This is a genomic window from Amazonocrinis nigriterrae CENA67 (assembly GCF_016056305.1).
GTDB lineage: Bacteria > Cyanobacteriota > Cyanobacteriia > Cyanobacteriales > Nostocaceae > Amazonocrinis > Amazonocrinis nigriterrae.
Window position 1 is genome coordinate 70,347 of the sequence record NZ_JAECZC010000022.1, and the last position, 20,965, is coordinate 91,311.

Annotated in this window: 17 protein-coding genes and 2 pseudogenes; 13 read left to right on the forward strand and 6 right to left on the reverse strand. The window is 42.1% G+C overall.

Annotated elements, in window-relative coordinates; all coding sequences use genetic code 11:
• Nucleotides 1-84: 84 nt before the first annotated feature.
• The gene (locus I8748_RS13965; RefSeq protein WP_198125179.1) at nucleotides 85-762 is read right to left on the reverse strand and encodes a DUF2834 domain-containing protein; all 678 of its coding nucleotides are present in this window, start codon (nucleotides 760-762) and stop codon (nucleotides 85-87) included.
• 315 nt (nucleotides 763-1,077) lie between these two features.
• On the opposite strand from I8748_RS13965, the gene I8748_RS13970 reads away from it, so the two are divergent.
• Together I8748_RS13970 and I8748_RS13975 are read left to right on the forward strand one after the other, a co-directional pair.
• Complete coding sequence (locus tag I8748_RS13970; RefSeq protein WP_198125180.1) at nucleotides 1,078-1,287, forward strand: hypothetical protein; 210 nt, start codon at nucleotides 1,078-1,080, stop codon at nucleotides 1,285-1,287.
• 56 nt (nucleotides 1,288-1,343) lie between these two features.
• Nucleotides 1,344-1,925, forward strand: a complete 582-nt coding sequence (locus tag I8748_RS13975; RefSeq protein WP_198125181.1) for an Npun_F5749 family FMN-dependent PPOX-type flavoprotein — start codon at nucleotides 1,344-1,346, stop codon at nucleotides 1,923-1,925.
• Between the two features lie 271 nt (nucleotides 1,926-2,196).
• Here the strand turns inward: I8748_RS13975 and cysE are convergent, their stop codons facing one another.
• From cysE to I8748_RS13990, 3 genes are all read right to left on the reverse strand, one after another.
• Nucleotides 2,197-2,961, reverse strand: coding sequence for a serine O-acetyltransferase (gene cysE / locus I8748_RS13980; protein ID WP_198125182.1), 765 nt, complete (start codon nucleotides 2,959-2,961; stop codon nucleotides 2,197-2,199).
• Nucleotides 2,962-3,324: 363 nt separating this feature from the next.
• Nucleotides 3,325-3,813 (reverse strand): hypothetical protein, encoded by a 489-nt coding sequence (locus I8748_RS13985; protein ID WP_198125183.1) that lies wholly within the window; start codon nucleotides 3,811-3,813, stop codon nucleotides 3,325-3,327.
• A gap of 256 nt (nucleotides 3,814-4,069) precedes the next feature.
• Nucleotides 4,070-5,731, reverse strand: a complete 1,662-nt coding sequence (locus tag I8748_RS13990) for a DUF3352 domain-containing protein (protein ID WP_198125184.1) — start codon at nucleotides 5,729-5,731, stop codon at nucleotides 4,070-4,072.
• A 255-nt stretch (nucleotides 5,732-5,986) separates the two neighbouring features.
• On the opposite strand from I8748_RS13990, the gene I8748_RS13995 reads away from it, so the two are divergent.
• Both I8748_RS13995 and hrcA read left to right on the forward strand, forming a co-directional pair.
• Nucleotides 5,987-6,346 (forward strand): rhodanese-like domain-containing protein, encoded by a 360-nt coding sequence (locus I8748_RS13995; protein ID WP_096558412.1) that lies wholly within the window; start codon nucleotides 5,987-5,989, stop codon nucleotides 6,344-6,346.
• A gap of 429 nt (nucleotides 6,347-6,775) precedes the next feature.
• On the forward strand, nucleotides 6,776-7,861 hold the full coding sequence (gene hrcA, locus I8748_RS14000; RefSeq protein ID WP_198125185.1) for a heat-inducible transcriptional repressor HrcA: 1,086 nt from the start codon (nucleotides 6,776-6,778) through the stop codon (nucleotides 7,859-7,861).
• 150 nt (nucleotides 7,862-8,011) lie between these two features.
• On the opposite strand, the gene I8748_RS14005 is transcribed toward hrcA, so the two are convergent.
• Complete coding sequence (locus tag I8748_RS14005; protein ID WP_198125186.1) at nucleotides 8,012-8,158, reverse strand: hypothetical protein; 147 nt, start codon at nucleotides 8,156-8,158, stop codon at nucleotides 8,012-8,014.
• 754 nt (nucleotides 8,159-8,912) lie between these two features.
• Here I8748_RS14005 and nrdJ (I8748_RS14010) point away from each other — a divergent pair.
• From nrdJ (I8748_RS14010) to opcA, 8 genes and pseudogenes are all read left to right on the forward strand, one after another.
• Nucleotides 8,913-10,142 (forward strand): annotated as a pseudogene (gene nrdJ / locus I8748_RS14010) (ribonucleoside-triphosphate reductase, adenosylcobalamin-dependent); the annotation flags it as partial.
• 304 nt (nucleotides 10,143-10,446) lie between these two features.
• Nucleotides 10,447-11,520, forward strand: a pseudogene (nrdJ, locus tag I8748_RS14015) (ribonucleoside-triphosphate reductase, adenosylcobalamin-dependent); the annotation flags it as partial.
• A 193-nt stretch (nucleotides 11,521-11,713) separates the two neighbouring features.
• Entirely contained in the window at nucleotides 11,714-11,932 is a 219-nt protein-coding gene (locus I8748_RS14020; RefSeq protein WP_198125187.1) for a hypothetical protein, read from the forward strand.
• Between the two features lie 717 nt (nucleotides 11,933-12,649).
• Nucleotides 12,650-12,940, forward strand: a complete 291-nt coding sequence (locus I8748_RS14025; RefSeq protein WP_198125188.1) for an RNA recognition motif domain-containing protein — start codon at nucleotides 12,650-12,652, stop codon at nucleotides 12,938-12,940.
• A 414-nt stretch (nucleotides 12,941-13,354) separates the two neighbouring features.
• Nucleotides 13,355-14,404: a class 1 fructose-bisphosphatase gene (gene fbp, locus I8748_RS14030; protein ID WP_198125189.1), complete on the forward strand. Its 1,050-nt coding sequence runs from the start codon at nucleotides 13,355-13,357 to the stop codon at nucleotides 14,402-14,404.
• 308 nt (nucleotides 14,405-14,712) lie between these two features.
• Nucleotides 14,713-15,858, forward strand: coding sequence for a transaldolase (tal, locus tag I8748_RS14035; RefSeq protein WP_198125190.1), 1,146 nt, complete (start codon nucleotides 14,713-14,715; stop codon nucleotides 15,856-15,858).
• A gap of 125 nt (nucleotides 15,859-15,983) precedes the next feature.
• Nucleotides 15,984-17,513: a glucose-6-phosphate dehydrogenase gene (gene zwf, locus I8748_RS14040; protein ID WP_198125191.1), complete on the forward strand. Its 1,530-nt coding sequence runs from the start codon at nucleotides 15,984-15,986 to the stop codon at nucleotides 17,511-17,513.
• A 153-nt stretch (nucleotides 17,514-17,666) separates the two neighbouring features.
• Nucleotides 17,667-19,049 carry a glucose-6-phosphate dehydrogenase assembly protein OpcA gene (gene opcA / locus I8748_RS14045; RefSeq protein WP_198125192.1) on the forward strand — a complete coding sequence of 461 codons (1,383 nt, stop codon included), beginning with the start codon at nucleotides 17,667-17,669 and terminating at the stop codon, nucleotides 19,047-19,049.
• A 235-nt stretch (nucleotides 19,050-19,284) separates the two neighbouring features.
• Here opcA and I8748_RS14050 read toward each other — a convergent pair whose 3' ends face one another.
• Nucleotides 19,285-20,112 (reverse strand): Rpn family recombination-promoting nuclease/putative transposase, encoded by an 828-nt coding sequence (locus tag I8748_RS14050; protein ID WP_198125193.1) that lies wholly within the window; start codon nucleotides 20,110-20,112, stop codon nucleotides 19,285-19,287.
• Nucleotides 20,113-20,233: 121 nt separating this feature from the next.
• On the opposite strand from I8748_RS14050, the gene I8748_RS14055 reads away from it, so the two are divergent.
• A partial coding sequence (locus I8748_RS14055; RefSeq protein ID WP_198125194.1) for a cobyrinate a,c-diamide synthase occupies nucleotides 20,234-20,965 on the forward strand: 732 nt, incomplete at its 3' end.

Sequence of the window (20,965 nt, forward strand, 5' to 3'; positions counted from 1 at the left end):
GAGGGAGATGAGAAAGATGAGGGGGATGAGGGAGAGAATAACTAAATCAATTCCCAATTCCCAATTCCCTAATCCCAAATTTGATTATTTAGTAATTGTTTGTTCTTGATTAGGTATAGTCTCTTGAACTACCTCTAGTACAGGTGGGCGCACACACAAATAAATCAATGGCCCGAAGAGTGGAATCAAAGCTATTAACCGGAATAACTGCAAATCTTTCCATCCACGACGCGCCATATCATCTGTAATTAATGCTGAAAATAATAGGCAAAGTAGACAAAAATCTAAACTCATTACATGAATGAAACGGTTAGTTTGCCACTGCTGCACGAAATTTCCCCAATCTCCTTGTAATCCAAAGGCAACTAAAATAACTGACGCTATGGTTAGCACAAAGCCAGTTACACGAGAATCTAGCAGCTTTAACAAAGCATTCTTTTTACCAATAAACTGTTGATTTGGTTCTCGTAAAGCTAGGTAAGGTAAAAGAGCAAAAGCACCAACTCCGAAAGAAACTGTAGCAAAAAGCCAAGCAGGTATTTTTTGCCCTTTACCATCAATAAAAACTACTGCGCTGTAGATTAAAGGCCAAATGCCCATAATATTAAATAGTGCTATGACTAATGGGTTAATGCCTTCCCACTGACCAATTGACAAGTTTTTAATCAACTCAAATGTACCAGGCTGTTCGGGAGGAGCAAGCAGGAACGCATAAGCAAGAACTCCTATCCATATCAATCCAAAAGTAATTTTTCTCACCATAATTGCATCTAATTAGTTTTAAGAGGTGATTCTGCTTTGGGAAATCCGCAGAAGGTAGCCTGCTTGTGCGAATTAACGGAAAATTATTTGCTTTTAATAAGCAATCAGTTATATTACTTTATTATTTAGCCTGTTTGCTTGCTAATTTTACCGAAATGAGTAGGCATTTATCCTGTTTGCTTACTTGTTTAGCCTGTTTGCTTACTCATTTTGGTGTTTTCCGCAGGCAATATGCTTGAATGCTTACTCATTTACTATAAATGCTTACTCATTTCAGTAGATCACGCACTCATTTTGGTGTTTCTCGCAAGCAATATGCTTGAATGCTTACTCATTTCAGTAGATCACGCACTCATTTTGGTGTTTCTCGCAAGCAATCAGGCTAATTGTTTGATTGTGAGCGATCGCGTTGATCAAATTCTTGCACCCAACTTGAACAAATGGCTGTTGCGGGTAATAAATTTTGCTAAACCCAAACAGTGGAAGGGTTTCCCGGTATCAAGCAGCCAGCACACCAAAATCTAAAATCCCAAATCCAAAATGGTATAACTAGTTTGTATTCACCGAAATGAAATTTTACAATGTCTCTTGCTCCTTGGCGAGGTGCGATCGCTCATGCCCTTCATCGCAACCGTAGTCTTGTTTACGCCCGTTACCTGCAACTAGCAACCATAGGGGCAAACAATCGTCCTGCTAATCGTACCGTGGTCTTTCGTGGTTTTCTCCAAGATACCAACCAGCTAAAATTTGTCACCGATAGCCGCAGTGAGAAAGCTGACCACATACAGCAACAACCTTGGGCAGAGATTTGTTGGTACTTTCCCAATACAAGAGAACAATTCCGCATCAATGGCTGCTTAACTTTAGTAGGAAGTGACAATCACCCTAATTTACAGCCAGCCAGAATCACTAGCTGGCAAGAACTCAGTGATGCAGGTCGTATACAGTTTGCCTGGCCCCATCCTGGTAAACCCAGAGACGCAACACCAGAAGCCTTTGCACCGCCACCACCAAACCCCACACAACCACTAGCAAATTTTTGCCTATTGCTACTTGACCCAATGCAGGTAGACCATTTGGAATTACGAGGTGAACCGCAAAATAGAAAAATTTATCAGCGTGATGAAAATCAACAGTGGTCTAGCAAAGAAGTTAATCCTTGAACAGTCAATAGTCAATAGTCATCAGCTATCAGTCATCAGTCATCAGTGATCATCAACCCAGATTTGTCGCAGCTAAACAGAAGCGATTAACTAATTACTAATTCGTAATTCTGGGTTTAAGTTCCCCATCAAACTCTTAAATTGGTGGTCTTGAATTAGTTGGGTATTTTGATGTCTATTAATTCAATTACGAATTACGTAGACGCGATAGCGGCTTCCCTTCGCCGTCAGGCGTTCCCGCAGGGTAGGGTATTATCAATTACGAATTATTTTAGATACCCGCACCATCTAGAAACTGCTGTATTGTTTTATCTCTAAGATTACACGCAGGAGCATCTGGGGATAAATGATCTTCGTGAGAGTTGGCAGCACCTACCAACACAGGAGTTTTTTCAGGAGAATGCACGCGTTGTAAAGTTTGGATTTGTTCTTCCAACCATTCAATGCGGTCAACTAAAGCGCGAATCACTTCAGCTTCCGAGTCTGGTAAGTTGTTGTGTTCTAGAGGGGCGACCCGCACTCCAGAACGATAGATAATGCGACCAGGTACACCCACAACTGTGCAATTAGAAGGTACATCTCTCAGAACAACTGAACCTGCACCGATACGGACATTATTACCAATTTGGATATTTCCTAATACCTTAGATCCAGCCCCAACTACAACATTTTCACCTAGAGTCGGATGGCGTTTGCCGCTTTCTTTACCAGTCCCCCCAAGGGTAACACCTTGATAAATCAAAGCATAGTCACCAATAATCGCAGTTTCCCCAATCACCACACCCATACCGTGGTCGATGAACACACCATGTCCAATGGTTGCACCTGGGTGGATTTCAATTCCAGTCAAAAACCGAGCTATATGAGAAATCAGCCGGGGAATAAAGGGAAGACCAACATCATATAGCCAGTGAGCTAGCCGATGAAATACCAGGGCTTGCAAACCGGGGTAACAAAACAAGACCTCCAACCAGTTACGGGCAGCTGGGTCACGTTCAAATATGATACGAAAGTCAGCACGGAGTGTAGATAGCACGAGATAATACCCTCGGAAAGCAAAACGAGCTACTCTCCCATATTATCGTCCCAAGTGTTCACTCTAAAAAATTGGGAATGGGGAATTGGTGAGCCAGCGTGGTCTTGGGGGTTCTCCCCCAATCCCCAACGCCACTTGCTTCAAGCCGGGGAACCCGTCCAACGCAGTGGCTCCTCCCTTTCGGTCGTGGGGGCCCCGAGTCCCCCATGAGCGACTGGCGATCTTCGCAGCGTTAGCGACGCAGGAGCGTCACCCGAAGGGGAATGGGGAATTGGGAATGGGGAATTAGTTATGTGGAATTAGTTATGTGGAATTACTTAATTCTCCTCTGCATCCCTGCACCTCCAGTCCCCACTCTCCACTTCACTGCTGCACTGTCAAAGTGTAATTCCGTTCAACTCCAGGGGCAAAAGTTCCAACCCAAATTCGATAGGTTCCTTTTTTCCAGTTTTGGTCATCAATGCTAGCATCTTTCTTCTTGCCAGTGTCATCACCACAACGAACAATGTTTTCTGCTGGCCCTTTAATTAGTAAAGTCGTATCGTAGTTGCTGCTGTTAACTAATATTTTTAGGTGATAAAAGTCTTTTTCCAAAATCATAATATGATCTGGTTTGGGATCGGCAAAGCCAATACAGGGGTTTTGAGCGCGATCGCGGTTAGTTATGGCAGACAATGGGTAAGATCCACCTGTATAACCTGCAACTTTTCCCTTAGCTTGATCAAAGCCTGGTAACAAGCTAAAAGTTCCAAAGTTAGTTGTTTGTGCTATCACAGGTGTAGCAGTTATAGCAGCTATTACAGCTAACAAGCAACCACTTCGATAATCAAGTCGAGGGCGATAATATTTCATAGTAGCCCTCCAACGGGCTTTTAAAATTGTAATGACATATACATATTTTAGTAAAAAAATTATCTGGCAATTTTAATTTATGTGCCACCTTTTTCATTAGTTATACAAATTTCCTGTAAGGTTAGGCTTCATTTACTTAGAGGAAGTTTGGAAAGTCGAAAACTATACTAAGAACCCCTCTCCAAACCTCTCCCCGAAAGGTCGATAGCCTTTGAAACCCCATTCCCTGCTTGCAACCAGGCAACAGGCGCAACAATTATTCATAGAATTGCAAGAAAACGCCGCCTTTGAGTGATTCTGTATCACTGTTGTAAGTACTAATTGTCAGCGATCGCAAGTTGCTGAAAAACGGTTTGCCGAAAATTTCTATGAGTTTGAGAATCGGTAATTGACGTTCTAACAAAGGCTGGCTTGTTTTCCAATCGAGATAGACATAGCCTTGGTTAGGTTGCGGAATGGCAGCGATACTATTTTGGAAACTAGGATTGTCAACTAGGGAATTTTTCTTGATTGTCAAGACTTCATCTATTGTCTCTAGGTTGGAGGCAAAAATTTCATAATTATCTAGGGTTGTATGTACTGCTTGTACTTTGGCTGCAATGTTGTATGATGGTCGGTCTTTGGTATCGCTTTTAGTAGTGGCGATTAAATCTGTCCAAGCAAAGATTTTCTGTTCACCGAGATTGAAGGAACTGCTGCTAAGTCCATTTGCTGTAGCGATCGCATCTAAACGAGAAATCCCTTCTGGTACACCCTCTATTTTTTCTACTACAAAAATCCAATCGGGATTTATCTGACCCTCACGAGGTAACAATGCAATGGCGTATTCTCCTTTTACCCAGCTAAAGATATCCTCTTTTAAGTTGATGCCTTTGCTTTTCTCGATATCTGCTAAAGGTTGTACCAATCTGGAAATTACATCTGTTTTGGAACCAGATATTGCTGTTTTCACTTGTGCCCAAAGTTGAGCTAAATTGCTGTCATTTAAATTACTCAAATCTGAGGCAGAAATTGCTAAACCTGCCGATGCTGGAATATATTGCAGTGCTTTTACTGGTTTAGTTAGTAGTTGAGATGGCGGAACAGTTGCTGATGAACTGAGAAAACTAGTTTCTGCTAACAAGCCTTTAGGGTTCAATGACAAAGCAATAATTTCGCTGTCGTAAGTTGCTTGTGGCAATTCTAATCCTTGCCATTGTGCCACTGTGGGAAGATTGAGGAAAGCCGCCGCGACAGATCCTTTAGGCAATTTTTCCGTAGCTTTTTGGTATCGGGGAGAACTGGTTAAATTCAGATCGGGTGCTTGGACATTATTAATTGCATCTCGCAGCACTTTGCGATCGTTGGCAAATAACACAAAGTTATTAACAACTGCGCCTGCAAGTCCTTCTTGCTGTGGTTGAGAATCTTCGTAAAGCAGTTTTACACCTTCGTATTGTTCCACCGCTAAGTTAGTTCCAGCTAACACTCGCTTAGAAAATAACAACTCTACAAACTCCTGACTTGCTTTTGAGTTATTAGTTGCTAGTGCCATTAAATACCCTGGTTGTTTACCGTTCTCTAAATCGCGATCCATATCTTCAGTGGTGACAGCCAATGTAATTTCATTACCTAACCAGGGTTGAATGTCTTGTTTGTAATCTATGCCACTCTTAGCTAATAAGCTAGTTTTAAGTTGAGATAATTCTCCTTTACCATCTAAAGTCTGTAAACGGTCAGGATTTACCAGCAACGACACCATCGCCGGAGCAAGTTTTGACACAAATATGGCAGCACCAGGTTGAGAATTAGAGGTGATCACGTTAACCGGACTTTTGGCAAAAATCCAATAAAAGCCAAAAATAACAATCACTAGCAGCGCGATCGCACCAGCTACTATAAAACCAAATAATGAGCGTTGCCTATTGACATTAGACATAATCAAAAAAAAGTATAAAGGATACACTCTGAAAACTCATACCATTTTGGATTATGGATTTGAGATTTGGGATTGGGAATCACCCTTTGTGTTAGGTTTTTGTCAATCCATCTGTGGTAATCATTTTTCCAATTGGTATTACACATCAACTCCAGACCAACAGCCATTAGTCATCAGTCATCTTCAAGAAATGCTTATGCCAGGGTACAGATTTTCTGTCACCATAAATAATATCGGATTGTCTACAAAAACCTCATGACAGCGAACTCTTTTGATCAACCCATTACTCAGATTAGTGTACAGGAGCTAGCACAACGTCTAGCTACTGGTGATGCGAGTATACAGTTAGTGGATGTGCGAGAACCACAAGAGTTGGCGATCGCTAGCATTGAGGGCTTTGTCAACCTACCATTGAGTGAATTTGCCGAATGGGGCGAACAAGTCCCAACCATGTTTAATCCCCATGCTGAAACTCTTGTGCTGTGTCACCACGGTATGCGCTCTGCCCAGATGTGTCAGTGGTTAGTTGCTCAAGGATTTACGAATGTTAAAAATATTGCAGGGGGCATTGATGCCTACTCTCAATTAGTAGACCCTTCGATTCCCAAATATTAGTACATCAGGGCAGCCATCAAAAATAGCATTGCTCATCCAAAACTGACTCTTCCGTCTGAGCAATGCTATATTTAATACAACACTTAAAAGTTTTAGGTTACCTTGCAAAAGGCTCTCATCTTCTGCAAAGGAATGTCTCTATCACTAAAATACACCTAAGTGGCAGTAGAAATCAGTATCTTAAAATACAGCTTTAATAGATAAATTTATGCAATAGTACTTATATAAACTGAATAATTGTAGATTGCAGTAGTAGCTTTACTGACAGCAGTTGAATTAGATGAGATAGCAATATCAGATTTTTCTTGTTAGAAACTAGAATATAACTAAATATCTTGCTATCTTATTTAACCAATATTAATCTTTTTCGTTTAAAAACTCAATTTTTTTTAAGTTTGATTAAATTTTGCATCAAGCAAAGCATACCCTATGGAAGTCCAGTTGACAAATCGACAACAGCATATACTTTGGGCAACGGTACGTCACTATATCGCTACGGCTGAGCCTGTTGGTTCAAAAGCTCTAGTCGAGGAGTATGACCTAGGTGTTAGCTCAGCAACAATTCGTAATGTGATGGGCGTGTTAGAAAAATCTGGCTTACTCTACCAACCGCATACCTCTGCTGGACGAGTACCTTCAGACTCAGGCTACCGCATTTATGTTGACCAGCTAATTACACCTTCAGAACTATTGGCAAAAGAGGCAGAACTAACACTGCAACAGCGACTTCATTGGGAGGATTGGAGTTTAGAAGCCCTATTGCAAGGAGCCGCCCAAATCTTAGCAACCTTGAGCGGGTGCATTAGCTTGATTACCATGCCACAAACCACAACAGCAAGTTTGCGACATCTGCAATTAGTGCAAATTGAACCAGGGCGGATCATGCTAATTGTGGTAACAGATAGTTATGAAACCCATTCCAAGTTGCTGGATTTACCACCAGGGCAGGAAGACAAACTGGAAAAAGATGTGACAGACAGGGAGTTACAGATTGTTTCTAACTTCTTGAATAGCCACTTGCGGGGGCGGAGTTTGTTAGAAATAGCCAATCTGGACTGGAGTCAATTAGATCGGGAGTTCCAACGTTACGGCGAATTCTTGAAAAATTCAGTTGTAGAATTAAGCCGTCGTAGCCTTGCGCCGAATGCCACACAAATTATGGTTCGCGGTGTAGCAGAAGTTTTGCGTCAGCCAGAATTTTCTCAATTACAGCAAGTGCAGACGCTGATCCAGCTATTGGAAGAAGAACAAGACCAACTGTGGCGATTAATCTTTGAAGAGCCAGAAGTGGAAGAACCGCGTAAGCCACGGGTAACGGTTCGCATTGGCGCAGAAAACCCATTAGAACCGATACGTACCTGCACCTTAATTTCTTCTACTTATCGCCGAGGTTCTGTACCAGTAGGGAGTGTAGGAGTTTTAGGCCCAACACGTCTAGACTACGAAAGTGCGATCGCAGTTGTAGCTGCTGCTGCTGATTACCTCTCAGAAACTTTTAGTTACTTCAATCCTTGAGCTAGACTTAATCCATTTTCTCGCAACGCGATCGCCGTTTGCTGAAACTAACCAGCATGACCGGACTAATTTAGTGCATAAATTTTTCTGAATATCTCTGTGTCTTTGTGCCTCTGTGGTTTATCAATACACTATTTTAGCCAGGTCGTGCTACCACAGCCTATTCAACGATACCAAAATTCCTTCGTTAATTATAGCTTCATCACCTTCAGCATATTCATCGAGGTTTACTTTACCATCGCCATCTGTATCAAATCTCTTGATGTTATTCCAAATTATTAGTTCTATCTCAAGCAATTTTTGACCTTGATCTGATTCAGGCTCTATTCCTATTCGTTGAGCATAGCGTGCTGCACCTTCAGTAAAGTCTTTTTCTTCTAAAAATTGGCTATTGTCTCTATCCTACAATTTAAATAGATTTGCCAACTTCCGCTTTTTAAAATCGCTAACCATGATTTGATTTTCCTATTTGTGCATCAGCAAAGCTAAGAAATTAAAACTTAAATTTCAACTTTCACTAAAAATGAATAAAAATTAATAATTAAAAATTTTATCTTTAGTGTTTTAGTACTTAAGCTTTAATTTTCAGTTATTTTTACCTATAATACATCAATATTCCACAAATATAAAGCAATTAGCTAGCTAAGCTGGCAAAATTTCCGGCTTTTGTCAAAAACCTAAGTTTTAACACATCAGGACAACCAAATTCTGAATTTTGGATAAAGTCGGTTTTAGATTCAAACTGAGCAACCTTAATAAAATCTAAATTTAGTAATTAGGAATTATAAATTACTTACTTAAGATTTACTTATAAATTCCCCCGCAGATAGGAGCATGAAAAGAATTTACTCCTTATACTGTCGCTTATAAAGTACTAATTGCAACTTGAGATATCAGCTTACCTCAGGGTGGCTGATATTATACATCATAAAGTTATGTTGCAATTAGTACCTTTGTAGAGGTAGCGCAAAGTGGACAATTTGACAATCTTTAATCCTAAATCTACTTGGCGTATAGTCATAATCTGTTCGCACGCAACAAGACCTGATATATGGTTCGAGAGCTTGAAAGAAAACGTCAGAGTACACAGTTTCCAGAAACTGCACCTGCTGCTAATCCCGTATTTTTTAGAACTTATAGTCGCCGTACAAAGGCAGGCTTGAGAGAAACATGGGATGAGGTATGCGATCGCACTCTCCAAGGCTTGATAGAGTTGGGTAAGCTACGCCCAGATGAAGTAGCCATACTCAAGGAAATGCAACAAAACCTGAAAGCTTTGCCCAGTGGCCGCTGGTTATGGGTTGGCGGTACAGATTGGGTAGCCAAACCAAAAAACTTTTCCGGGGCTTACAATTGCACTTCCACCAACTTACAGGACTGGAAAGCCTTCGGGTTAATGATGGATCTAGCAATGATGGGCTGTGGTACAGGAGCTGTCATAGAACCACAATATATTAATCAGTTACCCCCCATACGTAATCACTTGCATGTCACTGTACAAGGTGAAATTGGTAGTACTCCTAAGCACTTGCGGCGTGAATATACTGAAATCCATATAGAAGGTAATAGTGTCACTATTCACGTTGGAGATAGTCGTGAAGGTTGGGTAGAATCCTATCAAACTTTATTAGAACTTTCCACGGATGAACGCTTTTCTAATGAAGTTAAAGTATTAGTTGATATTAGTGATGTCCGTCAAGCAGGAGAAACTCTTAACGGCTTCGGCGGTGTTGCTAATCCTGTAAAATTGCCTGGACTTTATCAGCGTTGTGCATCCATCCTCAATCAAGCTGTAGGACGGCAATTAAATTCAGTTGAATGCTGTCTATTAATTGATGAAGCTGCGGTAACAATCGTTGCAGGCAATATTAGAAGAAGCGCGGGGATGCGTCAGTTCAATGCTGACGATCAATTAGGAGCTACTGCTAAGGATAACTTGTGGCAGCAAGATGAACAAGGCAACTGGCGAATTGATCCAAAGCGTGATGCTTTGAGGATGGCAAACCATACCAGAGTTTTTCACCGCAAACCAACATTAGAAGAATGTGTTGATGCTGTTCGCAAACAATATTACAGTGGCGAAGGTGCAATTCAATGGGCTGGTGAAGCAGCAGCTAGAGCAAACTGTGATTTGCTAACAACACAAGCATTAAAAGTTGATTTCTTGGAAGCTTATAACCAAGGAACAGCAAAGCAGTGGTTGCAAGAACACTATCCCAACCTTGATGCTAATGAGTTAGAACATCGTTTAGCTCGCTATGGGCTAAATCCGTGTGGTAAGTAATTTTGCCTCACGTTAAACACCGGAGAAAATCGGTGAACCCTGGGATTGGGAATACCGAGGTAATCAAAGGAAATAAAAGGCCTTTGACACCGTACAGACTAGAGAGTGAACCTTTTTCAACCAGAAATATATCAGGTTTAAAAAGAATAGAATCTGGGTTTTACCCCCGTTATCAAAACGGCTCCACGAGTCCCCGGCTACTAATATTGTTTTCAATCTTAGTAGAAAATATAGTCGGATCTACGAGGAATTAAGAACTCGTAGAACTAGAGGATAAAAAGCCTTTAGGTTAACAAAAATGGAAATTATCGGTAGTAACTTTCACTGCAATTTATCAGAGGTTCATCTGAATCAAATTGACCCATATAACTATAAAGAACAAGAGGAGGCTTTCACTGCTGGGGCGTTATCTGTAGCCGCACTTTTAAATCATCAATTCCTAGAACCCCGCTATCAAGCAAGCAGAGAATTAGACCCAATTGTGGGTGTTTCTTTCACAGGTTTATTTGATTTCTTTGTTCATGCTTTTGGTGTTGATTGGTTGCGTTGGTGGGCTGAAGGTAGACCCGCAACTGCCCAAGGATTAGCCTTTAAGCGTGAGGAAGAGAAATATTTAAGTTTCTGGAGAGAAACTGTACATCGAGTGATTTGGGATTACTGCGATCGCCATCATCTCAAACGCCCCAATCGCTGCACAACAGTACAGCCCAGTGGTACCAAAGCTTTACTAACTGGTGCGAGTTCCGGCTGGCACCCCCCCAAAGCCCAAAGGTTTATTCGCCGCATCACTTTCCGCAAAAATGACCCAGTAGCCTTAGCTTGTATTGACTACGGTTACAATGTGATTCCTTCGCAGTCTGACAAAGATGAACAAGGTAATTTATTAAATGATCCCTTTGATTCTCGCGTCAGTGAATGGTTGGTGGAAATCCCTGTTTCCGTACCTTGGGCTGATTTACCAGGCGCAGATGAAATCGATGTTTCTAAGTTTTCCGTCTTAGCCCAACTCGATTTCGTTATGCAAGTGCAGCAACACTATGTCACCCACAACACATCTGCTACTTTAGAACTGCGGTCTGATGAAGTAGAAATTCTTGGGCAAAGGATATATGATGCGATCGCTAATGATGAAGGATATATCTCAGCTGCCCTTTTAGCTCGTTTTGATGATTTACAATCATTCCCGCGTTTGCCGTTTGAACCAATAGATAAAGCAACTTACGAACATTTGAGTCAACAGGTTAAAGCCAGACGCAAAACAGATGATTTCTGTGCAGTTCTTAGCCGCTATGATTCAGGTGAACTCACAGAAGCTGGCCCTAGTGGTTGTGACTCTGATAAATGTATGTTTCCAGATCAGCAACCAATTTCATAGGGACTGGGTAATGGGTAATGGGTAATGGGTAATGGGTGAGATGTGATGACTAATAGTAGAATCCAATTCCCAATTCCCAATTCCCAATTCCCAATTCCCAATTCCCAATTCCCAATTCCCAATTCCCAATCCCCCACGTTACGATTAATTAAGAAGTGATAATTTTTGTTACGGCAGTGCCAGGAGAGTCTTCATGTTTATTGATGAATTGTCACCAATCTTTAAACAATTTATCCAGCACCCAGCCTCTTTTTTGGGTGGGTTTGTTTCTGGTGTACTTCGACTCAACCTTGCAGACGATCCCGTTAAAAGCTGGTTAGATCAACAGATCCGTCCCGGCAGTTATTCTTCCTCAACTACTGAGGTGCATAATGGTAAAGCTACTGGCCCTCAGTCAATTGCGATCGAGTAAATTTTCTTTGATTAATCTCAAATCCAGTTAATCTTTTAACAAAATTGAGCCATCATTATTCACCTGTAACTTGCCTCTATTCCTTGATCAGGGGGGTTGCAGGTGAGTTTTTTAATTAACTGTAACTTGACATTTGCAAGACTTACGCAACTGACACACATATTTTGCTATTGCAGTCAAGAGGCAAAAGGAGCCAGTACAACCCACACGAAAAAAATATGACAATGCATTAAGTCCTAATTTACTTAAGATGATCAGGACTTGTATCTCTAAAATATTTGCAATTCTGCTCAGGGCTTACGCAAACAATAGCCGAAACCCTTATTTTTATGTACCTACGATTTATGAATTATTACCACTATATTTACTTGTCTTTAAGTCGTATATGTGTTAAGAAAGTTTATTTCAGCAATTCTAAATCTTAGAATCATAACACAACAGCTTCCAAATTATAAAATATATAAGATTGACTAATTCTGTGTTATTGGGGTTTGTAAATTCCCATACTTTGAAAAATGTCACGATCAGTTATTATATGAGCGTATGCGTAAGTTCAGCCACATGGTCAGTTTAGTTGAAGTTTATGGCATCATTATGGTTGCTGCCCCACGATGTTGCCATTAGTCAATCAGAACAGACTATGCAAGATTTGCAATTTGTTTAAATCTGTTTTCCATCTGAACTAATCGCTTTTTGTTGAAAATTACCTGATCCCACATGACTATTTACGTTGGAAACCTCTCCTACCGCGCCACCGAAGCAGATTTGAAAGCCGTATTTGCAGATTACGGTGAAGTTAAAAGAGTTGTACTACCTACTGACCGCGAAACAGGGCGTATGCGCGGCTTTGCTTTTGTTGAGATGATGGAAGATGCCCAAGAAGATGCTGCTATTACTGAATTAGATGGGGCAGAATGGATGGGTCGTCAACTCAGAGTCAATAAAGCCAAACCGCGAGAGGAAAATAACAACCGACGAGGTAATTGGTCGAAAAAACAAGAGTATTAATGAAGTTGAATATCCACAATAGCACATTGTTTTTTAGTTATGCAATATAGTGGGTTGCACAAATCTACTAACAATAATTAAAACTAAAACAATAGTACAAGCAATAACCAGACTAGTTGTGAGCAGCAGACCAATTTCACAACTAGTCTTTTTTTACTAATTTTAAATAAATTTTATTAAATAAATTTACTTAAGCTCTTTATCTAGTATTGAAGTGCATACTCCTCCCCAGCCAGGGAAACGACTACCACAGCAGCAGCCTCTTGGACAGTGCAAGACCTGCATTTCTTTAGTTTATCTAAAATCACATCTCAGTTAGAGAATTACCTTTCTAAGATAGAGGCAGCAACTATAAATTGCGATATACAACCTGACTAACCCAACTTATAGCCAGTCACCAAGGGGAACACAAAAATGGCTAAAACGCCAGAATCTTTAGAATTGTCTATTAACGACGCTACAGATAGAAGCTTAGATCGTGATTGTACAACTTTATCTCGTCACGTTCTACAGCAACTTCAAAGTTTTTCGCCAGATGCACAAGATTTGAGCGCGCTGATGAATCGTATCGGTCTTGCAGGCAAATTAATTGCTCGCCGCCTCAGCCGTGCAGGTTTAATGGAAGGGGTTCTCGGATTTACTGGAGAAGTCAATGTGCAAGGAGAATCCGTCAAAAAGATGGATGTCTATGCCAATGATGTTTTTATCTCAGTGTTTAAGCAAAGCGGCTTAGTCTGTCGCCTAGCTTCCGAAGAAATGGAACAACCTTATTACATACCTGAAAATTGTCCCATTGGTCGCTATACCCTACTGTATGACCCCATTGATGGCTCATCAAACACTGATACCAACCTCAGTTTAGGTTCCATCTTTTCCATTCGTCAACAAGAAGGAACCGATAGTGATGGTCAAGCAATTGACCTACTCAGCAACGGACACAAACAAATCGCTGCTGGATACATACTCTATGGGCCCAGCACCATGCTGGTTTATACTATAGCTAATGGGGTTCATTCGTTTACCCTTGATCCCAGCTTGGGAGAATTTATTCTCACAGAAGAAAACATCAAGATTCCTAACCACGGCCCTGTTTATAGTGTTAACGAAGGCAACTTTTGGCAGTGGGAAGAATCAATCCGCGAATACATCCGCTACGTGCATCGTACAGAAGGCTACACTGCCCGTTACAGTGGGGCAATGGTCAGCGACATCCATAGAATTTTAGTTCAAGGCGGTGTATTTCTCTATCCAGGCACAATTCAAAAACCAGAAGGTAAATTGCGCTTGCTTTATGAAACTGCTCCTTTAGCCTTTTTAATTGAACAAGCAGGTGGTCGTGCAACTACAGGATTGGTAAATATCCTGGACGTAGTGCCGAAAAAACTGCATCAGCGCACGCCTCTAATTATTGGTAGCAAAGAGGATGTGGCCAAAGTGGAGTCTTTTATTCAAAATGGTCATTAGATGAGGAGGCAGAAGATTATGAAGCCCATAAAATCAAATTTGGGACTGTTTTTTACTGTCAATTGATTACCGCCATGCATTAAAGATGCGTCTAAAACACGCTAGTAAATAAAGGTTAATTTATGGCGATGTGGATTGGCAATGCAAAATAGCGCTTTAGAAATGTGAAACAGAGATAGGGATTATCTCAGCTGGCCGATGCGATAAGTGATTGGCAACGCCAAAATTCAAAAGTCACCATCAAAATTTTGATGGGTTTTGCCAACTTCACTTAAAAACATCATTAACAGGAGTGAAATAACATAGCTATGGCAACCAATCATTTATTAGAGATTAAACAATACGGACAAAGTATCTGGATGGATAATTTGAGCCGTGACATTATTCAATCAGGTGAACTGAAAAACCTGGTTGAAAATCAAGGAATAACAGGGATCACCTCTAACCCAGCTATTTTTGAAAAAGCGATCGCTGGTAACGTCATTTATGATGCGGACATAGAAGCAGGAATTCGCGCTGGTTTACCAACAAACAAAATTTATGAGTCGCTGATTTTTGCAGATATCCGCAATGCCTGTGATATCCTGCGCCCTGTATATGAAGCCTCGAATAAACTCGATGGTTATGTAAGTATCGAAGTCCCGCCAATCATCGCCCATGATACTCAAGCTACCATCAACGAAGCCCGCCGCTATTTCACTGAAATTGGGCGGGAAAATGTGATGATTAAAATTCCTGGCACAACAGCTGGTTTGCCAGCAGTAGAACAGGCGATCGCTGATGGTATTAACGTGAATATCACCCTGCTGTTTTCTGTAGAAAGTTACATTAACACAGCATGGGCATACATTCGCGGCTTAGAAAAACGTGTGGCTCTTGGTAAAGATATCAGCAACATTGCTTCAGTGGCTAGCTTCTTCCTCAGCCGGATAGATAGCAACATTGACAGCAAAATTGATGCTAAGTTGAAAAAAGGCGTTGATGACATTGCCGTGGAAGCAAGGTTAAGAGCCGTCAAAGGAAAGGTAGCGATCGCTAATGCCAAGATTGCCTATCAAGAATACAAGAAAATTATTAAGAGCGATCGTTGGCAAGCCCTAGCAGCAAAAAAAGCAAAAGTACAGCGGTTACTTTGGGCTAGCACCAGCACCAAAGACCCCAACTACAGCGACGTGATGTATGTCGATGAGTTGATTGGCCCGGATACCGTAAACACCTTGCCACCTTCGACGATTAAAGCTTGTGCTGACCACTGCAATGTAGCTAATCGTTTAGAAACAAATGTTGAGCAAGCTTACCACCTCATAGAAAGCCTCAAAGACCCCGACATCAACATCGATATCAATGCCGTAATGGACGAACTGCTAACCGAAGGTATTGAGAAGTTTGTCCAGCCATTCCAGTCCTTGATGAACTCTTTAGAAGAGAAAGTCAAGTTATTGTCGCCTGTATAGGGAACAGAAGAGGGGAAAAGGTTAAAGGGTAAAGGGTAAAGGTATAATTCTTCCCCTTTCCCCCTTTCCCTTTCCCCCTTTCCCTTTCCCCAATCCTAGTACCCAATCCAAAATCCACAACTTCTATGGTTAGTCTGCTAGAAAATCCTCTGCGCGTTGGTCTACAACAGCAAGGGATGCCCGAACCTCAGATTATAGTCATCTTTGGCGCTTCTGGTGACCTTACCTGGCGCAAACTAGTGCCAGCACTTTACAAATTGCGGCGAGAACGGCGCATCCCACCAGAAATCACCATCGTCGGCGTAGCACGTCGAGAATGGAGTCATGAGTACTTCCGTGAACAAATGCGGAAGGGCATGGAAGAAGCTCATGGCGGTGTTGAACTAGAGGAACTTTGGCAAGACTTCTCTCAAGGTCTGTTCTACTGTCCTGGAGATATAGACGACCCTGAAGGATACCAAAGACTGAAAAATTTCTTGAGCGAATTAGACGAAAAACGGGGTACACGCGGCAACCGGATGTTTTACCTCTCAGTTGCCCCAAAATTCTTTCCTGAAGCCATCAGGCAACTAGGGGGAGCAGGAATGCTCGACGATCCCTACAAGCATCGCCTGGTGATTGAAAAACCCTTTGGTCGTGACTTGGCATCTGCTCAAAGCCTCAACGTAGTAGTACAAAAATTCTGTAAAGAAAATCAAGTTTACCGTATTGACCACTACTTAGGTAAAGAGACAGTTCAGAATCTCTTGGTGTTTCGCTTCGCCAACGCCATTTTTGAACCATTGTGGAATCGTCAATTTGTTGACCACGTACAAATTACTGTAGCAGAAACCGTAGGCGTGGAAGATAGGGCTGGTTATTATGAAACCGCCGGCGCACTGCGGGATATGTTGCAAAACCACCTCATGCAACTTTACTGCTTAACAGCAATGGAAGCGCCTAACTCAATGGATGCCGACAGCATCCGTACTGAGAAAGTTAAGGCACTCCAAGCTACCCGTCTAGCTGATGTTCATAATCTATCGCGTTCAGCCGTGCGCGGTCAGTATAGTGCTGGTTGGATGAAGGGACAACCAGTGCCAGGGTATCGACAAGAACCAGGAGTTGACCCCAACTCCACAACACCTACCTATGTAGCCATGAAGTTTTTGGTTGACAACTGGCGTTGGCAAGGTGTTCCCTTCTACCTACGTACAGGTAAGCGGATGCCGAAAAAAGTCAGTGAGATTTCTATCCACTTCCGCGACGTTCCTTCACGGATGTTTCAATCCGCCGCCCAACAGAGAAATGCCAACGTTTTGGCAATGCGGATTCAGCCCAATGAAGGAATTTCCCTGCGTTTTGATGTCAAAATGCCAGGAGCAGAATTCCGCACGCGTTCTGTAGACATGGACTTTAGTTATGGTTCCTTTGGTATCGAAGCCACATCCGATGCCTACGATCGCCTATTCCTTGATTGTATGATGGGCGATCAAACATTATTCACAAGGGCCGACGAAGTAGAAGCAGCTTGGCAGATAGTAACTCCAGCCCTTTCGGTTTGGGATGCACCCGCAGACCCAGCCACCATCCCCCAGTACGAAGCTGGTACTTGGGAACCAGCGGAAGCAGAATTTTTGATCAACCAAGATGGTCGTCGCTGGCGCAGACTCTAAAAAGTTAGGAGTTAAGAGTTGACAGTTATGAATTAACTGTCATCAGTGATTAGTTCTAAATTAAGAGTTATGAGTTAATCATTTTTAACTCCTAACTCCTAACTCCTAACTCCTAACTTATTCAAACAAACAAGCTGACCACTCAAAACTACTATGACTCCCCAAGCTCCTACAATTTTTTCACTCCAAGCACCCAAGGATATTTCGCTCACAGAAATTGAAGCGGAACTTAATCAAATTTGGCAAAGTTACGGCATTACTGGCGAGGATGGAGGGCTTCCTGCTGCTACTCGCGCTACTACATTTACTTTAGTAGTTTACGAACCAGAAGAAACCCAGTATTTGTTAGCTGCTTTGGGTTTTTACAACGGCCCCATTGATGGGATTTTAGGGCCCCAGACAGATGTAGCACTGCGGCTAGTACAGCAAAAATATGGTTTGCCGGAAACTGGAACCGCAACACCCGAAACCTTGACAGCATTGCGTGAAGAATTTGCAAAACGTCAAGGAAACGGAAACGGCGCTACGGCAGACAATGGTGGTAATGGTTCCTACAGATTCAATGCAGCAAGCCCCACCATTGCTGATGAAATTGCCCTGCGTAACCCTTGCCGCATCATTGCCCTGTGTCCGATCGCAGGTGAAGATGAAGGAGTAAAGGCCCAAGTTTCCGCCTATTGCCCCATTCAAAAGCAATCTTCTAGTACACTCATTTGCTGCGAATACATCACTCTCAGCGGCACCACTGCCGCCTTAGAACGGGTGGGGGGCATGATTCCAGCATTGTTGATTGGTGGACTACCGAAGTTTCTTTGGTGGAAGGCAACACCAGACCCCGATAACTCCTTATTCAAGCGACTGGCTGCAATCTGCAATAATGTGATTGTGGATTCTTGCAACTTCAACGAGCCAGAAAGTGATTTGCTCAGCTTGCAAGAGTTGGTAGAAACTGGTGTCCCCTTAGCTGACTTGAACTGGCGTCGCTTATCAGCATGGCAAGAGTTGACAGCCGAAGCCTACGACCCACCACACCGTCGTGCTGCACTCCGGGAAGTTGATAAAGTTACTATTGATTACGAAAAAGGCAACCCCGCCCAAGCTTTGCTATTTTTGGCTTGGCTAGCAAGTCGCTTGCAATGGCAACCAGTTTCCTATCAAAAGGAAAGCGGAGATTATGATATCACTCGCATTCACTTTGTCGCTCAAGACCAGCGACAAGTAGAAGCCGAGTTAGCAGGTGTACCTGTTGCTGATGCTGGTCAAATTGGTGGCGATTTAATTGCTTTGCGCTTAAGTTCCACAAATCCCCAGGCAGACTGTGGTACTGTAATTTGTTCGGAAACCGGCGGGTGTATGCGGATGGAAACACACGGTGGCGCCCAAGCCGCAGGATTATTTCAACAAGTGAGTTCGCTTTCTGAACAAAAGGCGGAAGCATTGCTAAGTCAGCAGGTGCAACGCTGGGGTCGTGAGTCACTTTTTGAAGAAAGTCTTGCAGTTATCGCGCAAATCTTGAAGTCGGGAGTGAAGAGTTAGGTTAACCTAGAAACAAGAAAATACTTCTATAGCCTCCAGATTCTAGGATATTTCTCAGCGAATCTGGAGGTATTTTTATGTTTATATTTCAATCGGTTCAGGTAATATGATTTTGGATTATTAAAGATACTGTTGACGTTAAACTATATCCCCATAAAAGTCATCAAAAGCCGGGGTCGTGCAGGGTTCCCCCCGTTGAGGCGACTGGCGTTCATCAGTCAACTAATTTCTCTGATTATGAATCATTATTGATTGTCTGTGTCTGTAATTGCTGTATTTCTTCAACAGATAACCCTGTAACTCGTGCAATTAATTCAATTCCCATTCCCTCACTCAGCATATTATTGGCAATTTGTCGAGCTTTTTCTTGACTGCCTTCAGCTTTGCCTTCAGCTTTGCCTTCAGCTTTGCCTTCAGCTTTGCCTTCAGCTTTGCCTTCAGCGAGAATTTCTTGATAAATCACAGATTCTTGCATAAGCTCTTTTCGCAGAATACGTTGAATCACCTCTTGTTTCAATACTAGCCCAGCGAGAATAGCAGTTGATGCTGCCACGTTACTTTGCACTCGTTGGTCAGAAATGCTATTAATTTCCTGGGCAACTTGTCTAAGTACTTCGGTGCTGTTATCGGTTTGACTCAAGACTGCGAAAGGCAGTAAACCTGGTGATTGCAGGAATACATTAGTTGGTTGTTGCCAAACTGGAATAACATCGAATTCATGACGAGTTCTTTCTAGAGTAAAGACAGTTTGCTGTACTAAATTTGAGGTTGTCGGTTGTAGGTAAATCACAAACTGGCGCATCTGTTTTTGGGGAAAGCGACGATAGACACGCAGGCGATAGTCAATCATCCGAAAGGGAATATCATTTTTTGGTTGAGTTTGAAACTCCAGATGTAGTACTATTTCTTCAGATTGCAGCAAGATTAGAGCATCGGCTCGAATTGGTTCTAAGGATAGTTCTGACGGACTTAACTCGGTAAGCGTAACAGGTTCTCCTAATAGCCAATTCGCAAAGTTGCTAGAAAAGTTTTCAACTAAAAATTTGCAGATATTATCGAACATTAGATGATTTTAACTGGTGACTGATGACTGCTGACTGTAAGTAGTGGGACATATTTTTATTTGGAAGTTTTTAATTTTTAATATTTAAACAAGTATTGTATAAAAAGTTGATTTCATTTTTATGTCTTTAATTATTGCCGGAGAACGTAGCGGAGTAGGCAAAACAACTGTCACGCTTACCCTTTTAGCATCTTTGTGTCGCCGTGGTGTTGTGGTGCAATCTTTTAAAGTGGGGCCAGACTATATCGATCCGATGTTTCATCAGCATGTTACTGGTCGTGCTTGTCGGAATTTAGATCCTGTGCTAACTTCAGAAGCTTATGTAAAAGAATGTTTTGCCCATCACAGCCAAGGAAGTGAATATACTTTGGTAGAAGGAGTGATGGGGTTATTTGATGGAATTGGAAATGGAGAAGAAGTTAATCAATGCTTGACTGATTTTGCTAGTACAGCACACATAGCACGACTTTTAGATTTGCCTGTGGTGTTGGTAATTGATTGCAGTCGCTTGTCTGGTTCTGTGGCTGCGATCGCTCACGGCTACAGTTCGTTTGATCCTAGAATTAAAATAGCTGGGATAATCTTAAATCGAGTCGGCAGCGATCGCCATCTCTCGTTACTCAAAGATTCCCTCAAAGCTTTACAACTACCCATTCTCGGTGTATTACGCCGTCAGGATAACATCGCCATTCCTGACCGTCATCTCGGCTTAGTACCTACAGCAGAACTTCCCGAACTAGATGCTGTAATTAATCGTCTTGCCGATTTAGGCGATACTTGCTTTGACTGGCAAAACTTGTTACCCTTGCTAAAATCAAAACTTCCCCCCATCTCCCCATCCCCCTCATCTCCC